The sequence below is a fragment of the Enterobacter sp. CGMCC 5087 genome (assembly GCF_003144775.1).
Lineage (GTDB): Bacteria > Pseudomonadota > Gammaproteobacteria > Enterobacterales > Enterobacteriaceae > Enterobacter > Enterobacter cloacae_M.
Genome location: NZ_QFXN01000117.1, coordinates 1 through 12,978, shown reverse-complemented (window position 1 = coordinate 12,978; position 12,978 = coordinate 1). Strand labels below are relative to the sequence as shown.

Annotated in this window: 10 protein-coding genes; 4 read left to right on the top strand and 6 right to left on the bottom strand. The window is 60.0% G+C overall.

What is annotated here, in order from left to right; genetic code table 11:
• Positions 1-227: 227 nt before the first annotated feature.
• From DEO48_RS11615 to DEO48_RS11595, 5 genes are read right to left on the bottom strand one after another with little or no spacing between them, the layout of a single operon-like run.
• On the bottom strand, positions 228-2,417 hold the full coding sequence (locus DEO48_RS11615; protein ID WP_109845237.1) for a TonB-dependent siderophore receptor: 2,190 nt from the start codon (positions 2,415-2,417) through the stop codon (positions 228-230).
• A gap of 26 nt (positions 2,418-2,443) precedes the next feature.
• A complete protein-coding gene (locus DEO48_RS11610; RefSeq protein ID WP_109845236.1) occupies positions 2,444-3,769 on the bottom strand; it encodes a lysine N(6)-hydroxylase/L-ornithine N(5)-oxygenase family protein in 1,326 nt (441 codons plus the stop codon).
• Complete coding sequence (gene iucC, locus DEO48_RS11605; RefSeq protein ID WP_109845235.1) at positions 3,766-5,508, bottom strand: IucA/IucC family siderophore biosynthesis protein; 1,743 nt, start codon at positions 5,506-5,508, stop codon at positions 3,766-3,768. Before iucC ends, DEO48_RS11610 begins: the two co-directional genes overlap by 4 nt.
• Positions 5,505-6,452, bottom strand: a complete 948-nt coding sequence (locus DEO48_RS11600; protein ID WP_109845234.1) for a GNAT family N-acetyltransferase — start codon at positions 6,450-6,452, stop codon at positions 5,505-5,507. Before DEO48_RS11600 ends, iucC begins: the two co-directional genes overlap by 4 nt.
• The gene (locus DEO48_RS11595; protein ID WP_109845233.1) at positions 6,452-8,194 is read right to left on the bottom strand and encodes an IucA/IucC family siderophore biosynthesis protein; all 1,743 of its coding nucleotides are present in this window, start codon (positions 8,192-8,194) and stop codon (positions 6,452-6,454) included. Before DEO48_RS11595 ends, DEO48_RS11600 begins: the two co-directional genes overlap by 1 nt.
• Before the next feature lie 138 nt (positions 8,195-8,332).
• Here DEO48_RS11595 and DEO48_RS11590 point away from each other — a divergent pair, with 138 nt between their 5' ends.
• The gene (locus tag DEO48_RS11590; protein ID WP_109845232.1) at positions 8,333-9,544 is read left to right on the top strand and encodes an MFS transporter; all 1,212 of its coding nucleotides are present in this window, start codon (positions 8,333-8,335) and stop codon (positions 9,542-9,544) included.
• On the opposite strand, the gene mtfA is transcribed toward DEO48_RS11590, so the two are convergent.
• Positions 9,541-10,338 carry a DgsA anti-repressor MtfA gene (gene mtfA, locus DEO48_RS11585; RefSeq protein WP_023312333.1) on the bottom strand — a complete coding sequence of 266 codons (798 nt, stop codon included), beginning with the start codon at positions 10,336-10,338 and terminating at the stop codon, positions 9,541-9,543. The two genes, DEO48_RS11590 and mtfA, sit on opposite strands and share 4 nt — an antisense overlap.
• A gap of 215 nt (positions 10,339-10,553) precedes the next feature.
• On the opposite strand from mtfA, the gene DEO48_RS11580 reads away from it, so the two are divergent.
• From DEO48_RS11580 to DEO48_RS11570, 3 genes are all read left to right on the top strand, one after another.
• A complete protein-coding gene (locus DEO48_RS11580) occupies positions 10,554-10,700 on the top strand; it encodes a DUF2256 domain-containing protein (RefSeq protein ID WP_065454001.1) in 147 nt (48 codons plus the stop codon).
• Positions 10,697-12,226, top strand: a complete 1,530-nt coding sequence (locus DEO48_RS11575; RefSeq protein WP_219933009.1) for a cryptochrome/photolyase family protein — start codon at positions 10,697-10,699, stop codon at positions 12,224-12,226. The genes DEO48_RS11580 and DEO48_RS11575 overlap by 4 nt, the downstream gene beginning before the upstream one ends.
• Positions 12,227-12,318: 92 nt before the next feature.
• Positions 12,319-12,978: LysR family transcriptional regulator (locus DEO48_RS11570; protein WP_109845230.1), on the top strand; the 660-nt coding region annotated here is incomplete at its 3' end.

The window sequence follows — 12,978 nt, the reverse complement described above, 5'->3', positions numbered from 1 at the left end:
TGGACTCGAACCAGTGACATACGGATTAACAGTCCGCCGTTCTACCGACTGAACTACAGAGGAATCGTGTGAACGAGGCGCATAGTAGCGGCCTCGGTACGGCTTGTCAAAGGGTGAAAACGCACTTTTCTTTCGTTTGCCGACAATTTCAGCAAATCGCTGATTTTATGGCAAATTCGCGTTGAAATTACACAGCAAAATGCGCCGCCCGCAGGCGGCGCGCAGGATCAGAACAGTACGGAGTAGTTCAGACCAAAGGTACGTCCGCGGCCTTTATAGGTATACAGCCCCGGCGCACCGTAGGTTGGGCTATACAGCCCCGGCGCGCGCTGGCCCCAGGCGGTGGTGTAGTCTTTGTCCAGCAGGTTTTCCACGCTGAAGCTGACCTTACCCACCGGCAGGGCGTAGCTGCCCAGGAAGTCGACCGTGTTATAGCCATCGATCTTCTTGCCGTCGGAGTCTGACACGTCAAAGGTTTGCGTGCTCTGCACGCGCAGGGTCCAGTCGCCCGGCGCCCAGTTGACCCAGGCGCTGGCTTTCGACGGGCTGGCGCTGTCGACCGTCAGCTTCTCCCATTTCCCGTTTTCGCGGGTTTCAGACTTGATAGCGTTAAAGTTCGCGCCGGTGCTCCAGTCGCTGTCAGTGAAGAAATAGTCCACCTGACCTTCCACCCCGTAGATACGACGCTTGTCGTCTTCCAGGTTGATGGTCATATCCGTCTTGTTGATGGTGATGGTTTTATCCGAGAGCGAGTAATACGCCGCGACCTGCGTGCGCAGGTTATCGCCGGTGTAGCGCCAGCCCAGCTCATAAGCGTTAACCTTGATACCGTCCAGCGTCGAATCGTTCACGTTGACGCTGTTCAGCAGGCGATAGTGACCGTTGCTGAGCTGATAGGTGCCGGAGCCGTAGTACTTCGCCAGGTCCGGAATTTCGAAGCCCTGGGAGAAGTTAAACCACAGCTGCTGCTGTTCGGTCAGGCGGCCGAGGATCCCGGCGTTAAACAGGAAGTTGTTGTAATCGGTTTTCCCACCCGGCACCGCATCGGCGGAGGTAGCTTTCCCGGTGGCGATGGCCTGCTGCTGGGCGTAACCGACAAAGTCGTCCACCTTGTTCTCGGTGTACTGATAACGCACGCCGCCGCTCAGGGTGATGGCGTCAATGTCGTAGCTGGCCTGCAGGAACGGGGCGAGGTTGGTGATGCTGTAGCCCGGGTAACGGCCCACGTTGTAGACGTTATCCAGCTCCATGCCGCCGCTCGCCGCAGCCTTGCTCAGGTTAAAGAACTGCTGGTTGGCATCGAAGGTTTCGTGGTCGGCATCCACACCCCAGGTCAGCGTTAAATCGTCCACCGGTTTGCTGTTCAGCGTCAGCTTGCCGCCGTAAAAATCGGTTTTCTGCTGGGACGCGCCGATGCTGCTCACCACGCCTTTGGTCAGGGTCGGGAACGGATAGTAGGTCAGGCTCTCGTCGCGATAGTAAATCTGCGCGACCAGATCCTGTCCCCAGAAGTCGGTATTGGAGTACTGCAGGTTGATCAGATGGCGTTCGGTACCCGGCACGCGGTCAGAGTCCAGGTTACCTTTGTTGTAGGCGGTCGCATCCCCCGTTACCGCCGAGAAGTTCTTCCCGAGATACAGCCCATGCTTGCCGTCGGACTCGCTCTTGTAGTACTGGGTCGTCAGCTGCAGCTGCTGACGATCGTCAATGTTGATGGTGCCTGTTCCCATCACATCAATACGGTCGGAATACTGGAGGCCGGTCTGGGTGTTATCAATGATCACCTCGTCGCCGTTGCCGTCATACCAGCCGCCGTAGCGCTGATACGACACCGACAGACGGCCGGAGGCATTGTCGTTGCCGCCGCTTACCGCTGCCGACACGTTCTCATCGTGATCGTTATGGCTGTTAAACCCGCTTTTTGCCCCGGTCTGGAACTCAACTTCGGTCTCCGGCTGGCCCTTTTTGGTGACGATGTTCACCAGACCACCGGTGCTGCCGCCGCCGTAGAGCGAGGTGGCGCCGGAGATCACTTCGATACGGTCAATGTTGAACGGATCGATAGAGTCCAGCTGGCGGCTGTCGCTGCGGGACGAGTTCAGGCGAACGCCGTCCACCATCACCATCATGGAGCGGCCGCGCAGGTTCATGCCGTAGTTAGTACGGCCCTGGCTGCTGACGTCCATGCCCGGGATCAGCTGCGCCAGCACTTCTTTAATCTCTTTCCCGCCCTGAACCTGCTGCTCAATTTCAGCTCGCTCGATGACCCAGGTGGTCTGCGCCATCTCGGCCACGCTGCGGTGCGCACGGCTGGCGGAGACCACGATATTTTCTTCCTTTTGTTCTTCCGCCCACGCAGAGGTAGAAAGCATTGCAAGCAAACAAGGATTTAAAACCCAAAGATGAGAACGTTTCATTGTTATGTTGACCCTGATTGTGTGTGTCAGTACTCGGTGGTTTTTGCTAATGATTTAAAAACCGGGCTGTTCTCCGGGCTGGTGGTGCTTCGCCAGTGGATAACGCCAGGGGTGGTAGCCAGCTCAAACGGCTCGTCGGCGTGCGCGCGATTCAGAATGCGCGCCGCGCGCCAGGCCATCAGGCTGAGCTGGGGTTCGGCAATGCCGAGACGGTGCATCCCGGCGTTCACGGCGAACAGGCGGTTGCTCTGCGGACCGTCCCATTCCAGAGTGAAATCATTGTTAATGCAGAAGGCTTCGTCCGTGTCCAGATGCAGGCGGTGAGACAGCGGTGCCAGGAACGCGGGCTGCACGGCGCGGTAGCCGGTGGCGAAAATCACCACGTCGCTCTCCAGCTGCTCGCGGCCGCCGTCGAGGTGATGCTGAATGCTCAGGCGATGTCCGTTTTCCTGGCGCGTCAGGGCCGTCACCGAGCGGGACGGCATCAGGTGCGCCCAGGGTTTTTCACGCAGCACTTCGAAGCGGTGGTACATGGCGCGGTAAATCGCCAGCAGGGACTCGGTGGTGATGCCGTCGGAGGTCATCTTCTGCTCGTGCAGCATCTGACGTCGGGCCTCTTCGCCCAGCGTGGAGAAGCTGTCCACGTACTCCGGCGTGAAATACTCGTTGGCAAAGGCGGCTTCATCCAGCGCGTTGTAGTTATTACGGCGCGATACCCAGTTCAGGCTCAGCGGCTGCCCCCATTCGCCGCGGAAGATATTCAGGAACAGGTCGGCCCCGCTCTGGCCGCCGCCGACGACGGTGACGCGCTTGCCGGTGAGATCCGGCGTGCGCAGCATCATCTCGCTGGCGTGGAAGCAGGTATCGTCCTGCGTCGTAACGCAGTCAGGCAGGTTGATCTGTTTGCCAATACCCACGCAGACGTGCCGCGCCAGGAAGCGGTCGCGCTGGGTCACCACCTCAAACAGGCCGCTTTTCTCATCAAAGCTCACCTGCTGGACCTGCTGGCTGAAGGACAGATTGGTGAGATTTTCCGCCGCCCAGCACAGGTAGTCCGCAAACTCTTCGCGGGAGACGGTGCGCTGCTCGGTGGTCAGGAAGCGATAGAACTTTTTGCGCTGCACCAGGTAGTTCAGGAAGCTGTGGCGGTTGGTCGGCTCCACGGCGCTGACCAGATCCTTCAGGAAGCTGGTTTGCATGTGGCAGTCCGGCACCATCATTCCCGGGTGCCAGGAGAAGTGCGGTTTACGCTCAAGGAACAGCGAGCTAAAGCCGTCCAGCTCTTCGGCCAGAGCGGCGATGCTAAGGTTAAACGGGCCAATACCAATGCCGATGAAATCATAGGTTTTCATTGCGCTGACTCCCGGGAGGCGAGAAAAAGAGGGTTATCAAGGTCGGTGACGTAGTTCGGCAGCATGCGGCTGCCGCCGTCGTGTTCGGAGAAGGCCAGTTTGACCGGGTTGAGGATCACGCGAATAATCTGCGGCTTGAAGAGATCGAATTTGGCGAAGCGCTCTGCCAGATCCGGGTGCGCCGCCATATAACACCGTAATACCCCGGCCAGAATCTGGTAGAAGCGCGTTTCGCTCACGCCGCATTGCAGGGTGAGGCGCGAGATAAAGCGCAGCACCGTCACAAAGTTGCCGGTTTGCAGGTCGTGAATGATGTAATCCGCGCTGAGGCGCGCCGTGACGGCCTTCACCTGCTCCGGCAGGCTCTGGGCCTGCGGGAAATCCTCATCAACCAGGCGCATATCGCCCTGGAAATCTTTCAGCAGGATGCGCTGCGGGACGTAATCCTTCATCACCAGCGTCACGTTCTGGCCGTGGGCGATCAGCGCCACGCCGTAGCGGCAGAGCAGGTGATAGAACGGGATCACCGTTGCCTCAAACAGCTTTTCCAGCCATGCGTCGGCGCTTAGCCCCGAGCGTTTAATCCACGCGTCGATCAGCGGGCGCCCGGCATTGTCGGTTTCCATCAGCGCGGCCATCAGCACCGCCTGTTCACCGTCTTCTAAATAACAGGACGGATTCTCGCGCCAGATCACCCCCAGCATCTCCTGATAGCGGTAGGGCGCTTTCGGCAATGCGGCATAGCCCGGATGCGACAGATAGCCGGCAGCGGGTTCGCCAAGCACCTGCGCGCCAGAGCGGGCAAGCGTGGCGTCGGTGGCAAACTGCTGCTGAAGCCAGCGCGAGGCCAGCGGCCCGGCGGCAATGTATTTGCCCGGGATGCCGCGATAGCAGGAGGTGTTGTAGATGGTCAGCGGAAGCTTGATGTCATACGGAGCTCGACGGCTGGCGTTGGTGAGCGTGCGCAGGGACTGCTGCGCCAGATACTCGTCGCCAAATTCGCCCAGTTCAACCATCTCTCCGCGCGCCAGCTGTGCCAGGAAATGAATGGCGATCTTCTGCTGCCACTGCCACGGGTGCAGCGGCACCGGCAGCCAGCCGTCGTTGAGACCCAGCGCCTGCCAGCGGGCGTCAAAGCGGGCGCGCTCGGCGTTGTCCATGGCGCTCGCCAGCAGAGTGTGAATGTCGCAATCCGCGTCGCTGCTCCAGACCAGATGCTCCCGCTGAACGGCAACCCAGTGCAGACGAAAACGTCCGCGATACTCGGGCGCGTACTGACGCAGCGCGTCCAGGCCCCAGCCGCGGCGACCTTTGTTGAAAATAAACTTCGGGTGACCGCTCATCAGACACTGTAATTCGTCCGGGTCGAGGTGGATCAGCGCGTCCGCGTCCAGCGCTTCACGCGCCTGCAGCAGCTGCATGTCGCCGCGCAGCGTGGCGTAGAGATCTTCCATGTGCTCTGCCGTTTGCGCGTCGCTCATCTCCAGCACCGTCGACAGCTGCAGCAGCGCGCGTTCCGCTTCGACGGCATCGCCGCTGGCGGCGATCAGGCTGTCCGGGTCGATATGCAGCCAGCCCCAGATCCCGCGCGCGGCGCGAAACTGCCAGGACTCGGTGCCCATAGTGATGCGCCAGCCGTCTGACGAAACCGGCTCAGCGCGCAGGGTGCGTTCATACTCCAGCTCGGCGAGGATCTTCGCCACCATCTCGCGGTTCACTTTTTCCCACAGCGCGTTCACAGGCCCACCTCGCTGAAGAAGCGGTGACGCTGGCTCATGATGAGACGCGAGCGCTTGTGCGGGAAGTCGAACTCTTTCACCGTCTCGAAACCGGCGGAGGCCAGATGGAGGAACAGGCGCTGGTTGTCGAAGCGCGGCTCGGCCACGATGCGCGCGGTGCGCGGTTCATCGAGATAAAGATAATGGCTCAGGCCGCGCAGCCAGCTGCGGATGTACTGCGCGCCGCGCCAGTTCTCTTCGCCCACCAGCATGTGCAGCCCGCGGTCAAACGGCTGCCAGCGGTAGTGGCGGCCAATGCGGTCTTCGGGCGCCCAGTAGAGCTCAAAATAGCCGAACGGCTGGTCGTCGAAGCAGCCGATAACCGGGTAGCAGTAGGTTGAGTCAAGCTGACGGCGCAGGTAGCTTTCCTGCTCGGCCTGCGGGCCCGCCATCTCCCAGAAGGCGTTCACGCGCGGGTTATTCATCCATTGGGTAAAGCGCTCGCCGTCCAGCGCCACGTCGACCACGCGGAAGCTGAGGGTGCGCTTAATTTGCGGATCGTAACGGCGGTACACTTCGCCCTGCGGGCGGTGAGGGCGCAGCGGGAAATACAGCTGACGGCTATCATCAAACTGCATTCCGCCGTTCGCCTGCGGACGCTCGCCTTTCAGCCACAGCGGCAGCTGCCAGAAGGCATCGCGCGCCAGATAATCCCCGTGGGCCAGGCTAAACAGCGCCTGCGCCTGGGGTTCATCCTGCCAGCTTGCCCACGGCAGGGTAATGCCGGTCAGCGCCGGTGCGGCAACAAACAGCTGATCCAGGGCTTCAACCAGCCAGCCGTCCGGGATCCCCTTCAGACGCTCCAGCACCGCGCTGCCGTCGAGACCCAACGCCAGCGGCAGCGCGCGATCCGTTACGGTGCAGCGAAAGCCGTAGCCGGAATGGACGATATTCGCGATTGCCATTACGCCTTCTCCTTGTAAAACGGGTTGCTAAAGTCGAAATAGATCACCGCCGGATCGGCGATGGTGTTTTCATTGCGATCGTGCAGGTAGCAGAAGAAGTTGCCTTTGCAGTTCCAGGTCGGGCTGTCGAGCACGTAGTCGAGGCAGCGGGTCTGCTTTGCCGTGCGGCGCAGTTCGGCCAGCGCGTCGCGCACTCGGGACATCAGGTTCTCCTCGCTGTCAAAACCGGCAGCGGCGAGGGCGGCGGTGACGGCAAGGGTAGAGTTCAGCAGCAGGTAATAAGGGAAGTAGCGCAGCAGCTGGCTCTCACCGAAGCGGTTTTCCACCTCCGTTTCGCCCGCCTCTTTCAGCCACGCGTCGGCCCCTTCGGTCCACGCGCTGCCCTGGCAGTCGCGGTAGATCAGCCCGACGGGGAAATCCTGCTGCATCTCAACGAGGATATTTTGCTGGTGCGCCAGCAGGACCAGACCGTAGTCCGCCTCGGCGCTGAACAGCGGGAGCAACACGCGGTCGCAATAGGCGTCCAGCCAGCAGCGGGCGGCCTGGGCGAGCGGTAAATCCAGACGCTGGCTCAGACGGCGCACCGCGGAAGCCAGCAGGCTGTCGCCGCCGTCCGGCGCGGCCTGGGTCAGGCTCACCAGCACGTTGGTCTGGGTGTCTGGCGTATCGAACAGCAGATTGACGCGCAGGGCCATCAGGCTCTCTTCCTGAATAACGCCGCTCTCGTCACGCAGCCCCGCCCAGCCGTCCTCCTGCATCACGCGCATGGTCGGGTAGCGTGCCTGTAAATCTTGCCAGCGTTCCGTTTTCGCCAGGCGCGCCAGGCGCATTCCGCGCTTAACTTCTTTGACCGACAGCGTGCGCACGGAGTTGGTCAGGCGCACGCTGAGGGAGAACTTAATCATGTCGACGTTGGTTTCGCTGTACAGCGAACGCGACGAGCTGGTAGGCAGCCACTGCGCGCCCGCTTCGCCCAGGTCCTGCAATGAACCGTTTTCCGCCAGACGCTGACACCAGTCCTGCTCCAGCAGATAGTCGGCCTGCCACGGATGCATCGGCAGCAGCCAGCGGGTGTCGGTGAAGTGGCCGAGCAGCTCAGGCGCGCTCTGGGCCGCGAAGCGCAGCAGACGTTCACGCAGGGAGACGTTCAGGCTGTCGCCGGCAACGAGCGTGCTCTCAACGGCAAACCAGCGCAGCGGGAAGCGGGAGGCGAAATCGGGCAGGTAGCGGCGCGCCTCGGCTTCGTTGAACGGCTCGTGCGACTTCGGTGCCGGGTGAAACGCGTGGCCGACCAGCAGCGCCTGTTCCGCGTCGGCAAACGTCAGCGGCTTATCGCGCAGGTTTGCCCAGCCGTGGCGCAGATCGATCGCCTGCCAGGTATGGGCATGGCTTTCGAGAACGCGCTGCTTAAAACGCGCCAGCGTATCGGCATCCAGCGAGCCTTTTACGGACGGTTTTTCAAGAACTAAATCAACCAGTTGAGGGAAAGTTACGGCGTCACCCGTGTCGCTATTGCTCTGAATAAGCGTTGCCGGGAAACGGTACTGATGATGCTGGGTGGGAGAGAAATAGCGTACCGGAACCCGAAGCGCCTGGGTTTGGGACAGCGGGATATGAATGTTCGGTAACGCATCCGCAGCGGTAGCGGGGAGATAGCGCCAGTCCTTCGTTTCGCGCAACAGGGCGTTTAAAAAACACTGGGCTGCAACGTCTGTACCGGCAGAGCGGGGCAGAGCACGCATAGATGTACCTCATTCCATGATTGATAATAATTCTCGTTATGATATTCATTCTGTTTACAGTCGCAACCATTTTTGCAATATTTGTTTTCATAAACTTCATGATTTCCACACATTTATTGACACTATGTTCACATTCCCATGCGCGCTGACTCAGAAACATTGACCGAAAACGTCACCTCAAAAGCCAACTGGCCCCTGGCGTTATGTGCGGGTTTATTAGGTGTCGGGCAAAACGGCCTGCTGGTGATGCTCCCGCAGCTGGTGACCCTGACCGGGCTGTCGCTTTCGGTCTGGGCCGGTCTGCTGATGTTCGGATCCATGCTCTTTTTACCGGCCTCGCCCTGGTGGGGACGCCAGAGCGAGCGGCGGGGATGTAAGGCCGTGATGCTGGCCTCGCTGAGCGGCTATCTGGCCAGTTTCGCCGTCATGGCGCTGGTGGTCTGGGCGATGGCGGCCGGAAGGCTGGATACCGTCTGGGGACTGGCGGGACTGATTCTTTCGCGTCTGCTTTACGGACTGACGGTGTCGGGGCTGGTGCCTGCGGCCCAGACGTGGGCTATTCAGCGTGCGGGGCTGGAGAAAAGAATGGCGGCGCTGGCGACGATAAGCTCCGGCCTCAGCTGCGGACGTTTGCTCGGCCCGCCGCTGGCGGCGCTGATGCTCAGCGTCAGCCCGGTGGCGCCGCTCTGGCTAATGGCGATCGCGCCGTTAATCGCGCTGCTGCTGGTGCTTCGCGAAGCACCAGACCCGCCGCTGCCGCCGGTGGCGCACCAGGCGACCCGCCTGCAGGCCTCGATGCTGCCGTTCCTGCTGCTGGCGCTGCTGCTGGCGGCGCTGGTGAGCCTGATGCAGCTTGGCCTGTCACCGCATCTTAGCCCCTTGCTGGAGGGCAACGCCCGGGAGATCAGCCATCATGTTGCGCTTCTGCTTAGCCTGGCCGCGCTGGCCACGCTCGCGGCGCAGTTTCTGGTGGTCCGCCCGCAGCATTTCACCCCGGTGACGTTGCTCTGCATCGCGGCGGTGCTGATGGTGGCCGGGCTTGGGCTGATGACCGTCGCGGGTTTAACGCTGTTCTACGTGGGGATTGTTATCACTTCACTCGGGGCGGCGATGGCCACGCCGGGCTACCAGCTTCTACTGAACGACAGGCTGACCACCGGGAAAGGCGCGGGCGTTATCGCCACCAGCCACACGTTAGGCTACGGCGTCAGCGCGCTGCTGGTGCCCGTGGTGACGCGCTTTTACGGCGAGCAGTCTTTGACGGTGGCCGCGTGGGGAATGGCAGTGCTGTTTTTAGCGTTGAGCATAGGGGTACGCTCAAGCGAGCGGACCCCTTCTGAAAAGCCTTAATGGATCTGGCGGGAGGAATGGCCGCCAGACTCCTCATTTTGCCGCAGACGCTGGAGCGGATCCTGCTGATAAAACTGGCAGAAACGCTGCCACAGCGCCGGGAAACGGGGCGCGAAGAGCTCGGGCGCGCTGAAGAAATACTCCGAGAGCACCGCAAAGCACTCGGCCGGGTCGGTTGCCGCATAGGCGTCAATGCTGGCCGCGCTTTCGCCCACCAGGTCTATTTCATCCTGAATGTTATCCATCGCCGCGTGCAGATCGTGCTCCCAGCCCGCCACCTCGCGAAGCGGGATCAGCGGAACTCCGCTGGCGCGATCGCCGTTGCGGGTATCGAGCTTATGCGCCACTTCATGGATAACCAGATTAAAACCGGACGCATCGAACGAGTCCTGAATGTCGAGCCAGTTCAGGATAATCGGCCCCTGCTGCCAGCTTTGTCCGGACTGCACCACGCGCTGGTTGTGCACCAGCCCGATATCGTCCTGCCATTCGTCATCCACCACGAACGGCGCGGGATAGATAAGGACCTCGTGGAAACCGTCCAGCCACTCAATGCCGAGCTCAAGCACCGGCAGACAGAAAAGCAGGGCGATGCGCGCGTTTTTCAGGGGATCGAGTTCGAAACCCTGCAGTGGAACCAGACGTTTTTGCTGTAAAAAACGATCCGCCAGCTGAACCAGTTTCGCTTGTTCATCCGGCTTAAGATTAGCCAGAACAGGGATCGTCAGCGCGTCATCCCATGGCAGCGCCATATCCCGGCCAGCTTCATTCGTTTTCCAGGGCCACTTTATCATCGCTTTGCTCGCAAACTCGTCACTTGAACAAAAATGGGAAAGTCAGGTTTGGTTAAGATGCCAGAAAATCGCTCACTGCGACAATTCCAGCCTGAATAAACTATCATTCGTACGTAGCGGTGGGTAGCGGTTTACGGGCATCACCTTCATTTTGTGAAGTCTGTCGTAGCCTTAACCCACAGGTTCAGTGAAGAAATCAGTACGGTATTGAAAAGATGAGCGATTTCAAAGGTAACAAGCAGAGCCTGCCCAGCCGTGCGTGCGCGCACTGTCAGCGGCCTATGACGTGGCGCAAGAAATGGGCGAAATGCTGGGATGAGGTCAAATACTGTTCCGAGCGCTGTCGCAGGAGTCACCGTTGACCGAACTGCGCCTGATCCTCGGCGATCAGCTTAATCCGCACCACAGCTGGTTTGATGCCTGCAATCCAAATGTCATTTACGTGATGCTGGAGCTGCGGGCAGAAACCGCTTACGTGCTTCATCACGCTCAGAAAGTGATCGCCATTTTTGCGGCCATGCGCGCGTTTGCCACTGCGTTAAAGGAGAAGGGGCATCGGGTGAGGTATGTCCGGCTCTCTGACGACTCAAACCGCGGCGCGCTGGAAGACAATCTCAACGCGCTTGTCGCGCATTATGGCGCCAACAGGGTGATATGGCAGGAGCCCGACGAATGGCGCCTGGATACGCAGCTGCAGGCGTGGGCGAAAGCGGCGTCCGTCGAAACGGCCTGCGTCAGCAGCGAGCATTTCTTCACTACCCGTGAACAGGTGAGCGCGTTTTTTGCGACGCGCAAAAGCTGGCGAATGGAGTACTTTTACCGGGAAATGCGTCGTCAGCACGGCGTACTGTTGACTTCTGAAGGCGAGCCGGAAGGGGGGAAATGGAATTATGATGCCGAAAACCGCAAACGCTGGTCCGGCGAGCCGCCCGCACCGGAGGATTCGCGTCCCAGCCACGATTATTCAGCCTTATGGGCGGAGATCCAGCGCTGCGGCGTAAAGACCTTCGGCGAACCGCAGGCCGGGAATTTTCGCTGGCCGCTCAACCGTTCGGAAGCCAAAGCCGGGCTGGATGAATTTATCGCTCACGTGCTCCCCCAGTTCGGCGTCTGGCAGGACGCGATGAACGCTGAGGAACCTTTTCTTTTCCACTCGTTAATTTCATTCGCGCTGAACACCAAAATGCTTAATCCGCGGGAAGTGGTAGCTGCCGCCCAGCAGGCATGGCGTTCGGGCCATGCGCCGCTGCCTGCCGTTGAAGGGTTTATCCGACAAATTCTCGGCTGGCGGGAATACGTGCGTGGGATCTACTGGTCGCAGATGCCGGGCTATCGGGAGCTGAATGCCTTAGACCAGCACGCCCCGCTGCCGGACTGGTTCTGGACCGGCAAGACGCAGATGCGCTGCCTGGCGGATGCCGTTGGACAGTCGCTCACCGAGGCTTACGCCCACCATATCCAGCGCCTGATGGTCATCGGGAACTTTAGCCTGCTCAGCGGCCTGTCGCCGCAGGCGGTTCATGAATGGTATCTGGGGGTCTACATTGATGCCTTTGAATGGGTAGAGCTGCCCAATACCCTCGGGATGAGCCAGTTTGGCGATGGCGGATTGCTGGCCAGTAAGCCCTACGTTTCGAGCGCGTCGTACATTCACAAGATGAGTAATTACTGTCAGGGGTGCCGGTATCAGCACACCCAGCGTACCGGAGAGCTGGCGTGCCCCTTCAATGCCCTTTACTGGGATTTCTTTGCGCGCAACCAGGCGCGTCTGGGTAACAATCCCCGCCTGGGCATCGTCTTTAAACAGCTTGCGGACATGAAGGAAGAGGAGCGGCAGGCCATTGCCGATCGCGCCGGGTATGTTCGCCTGCATCTCAACGAGCTCTGACGTATTTCAACACCGCGCCGGTTGCGGTGGGTCAATAAGACGCTATTATTTTTGACTTTGTTGCGTATTCCCCGACAGGACATCCAGACGCTATGCCCGTGAATTTTGACCTTAACGATCTTTATGCTTTCAGAGCGTTAGTGGAATACGGTAACTTCCGTGTCGCTGCTGAATCTATCTGCTTATCCCAGTCGGCGCTGAGCCGCAGGATTGAAAAGCTGGAAGCCGCGCTGGGAAACCGGCTGTTTGACCGTACCACCCGCCGCGTGGCCCTGACGCTATACGGGCAAAACTTTGCTGAACGCTCCGCGCAGCTGCTCGACAACGTTGAGTCAATGCTGGCGGATGTCGATAAGGTCAGCGAAGAGCGGACGGGGCTGATCACGGTTGCCACGGTCCCTTCCGCCGCCTGTTACTTTATGCCCGATGTGATCCGTCGTTTTCAGTCTCGCTATCCGCGCGTTCGCATTAAGCTCATCGACAGCAGCGCGGGGAATGTGATTGACGCCGTGGCCCGAAGCCAGGCGGATTTTGGCATCAGCTTCGCAGGAAACCTGCCGTCTGACATCGAATTTTTCCCGCTGGTGGAGGATGTTTATGTTGCGGCGTGCCGAAAGGATCACCCGCTGGCGCAGAAGAGTCATCTGACGTGGCAGGCCTTTTACCAGCAGGATTATATCTCCCTCGATAAAACGTCAGGTAACCGTAACCTGCTCGATCGGATGCTGGGGGATATCGTTCCCGAACGCCTC

What these genes read in the sequence shown, in the direction of transcription:
- DEO48_RS11615 (WP_109845237.1), bottom strand. Translation starts at nt 2,417, where the DNA reads ATGAAACGTTCTCATCTTTGGGTTTTAAATCCTTGTTTGCTTGCAATG.
- DEO48_RS11610 (WP_109845236.1), bottom strand. Translation starts at nt 3,769, where the DNA reads ATGAAAACCTATGATTTCATCGGCATTGGTATTGGCCCGTTTAACCTT.
- DEO48_RS11600 (WP_109845234.1), bottom strand. Translation starts at nt 6,452, where the DNA reads ATGGCAATCGCGAATATCGTCCATTCCGGCTACGGCTTTCGCTGCACC.
- DEO48_RS11595 (WP_109845233.1), bottom strand. Translation starts at nt 8,194, where the DNA reads ATGCGTGCTCTGCCCCGCTCTGCCGGTACAGACGTTGCAGCCCAGTGT.
- DEO48_RS11590 (WP_109845232.1), top strand. Translation starts at nt 8,333, where the DNA reads ATGCGCGCTGACTCAGAAACATTGACCGAAAACGTCACCTCAAAAGCC.
- mtfA (WP_023312333.1), bottom strand. Translation starts at nt 10,338, where the DNA reads ATGATAAAGTGGCCCTGGAAAACGAATGAAGCTGGCCGGGATATGGCG.
- DEO48_RS11580 (WP_065454001.1), top strand. Translation starts at nt 10,554, where the DNA reads ATGAGCGATTTCAAAGGTAACAAGCAGAGCCTGCCCAGCCGTGCGTGC.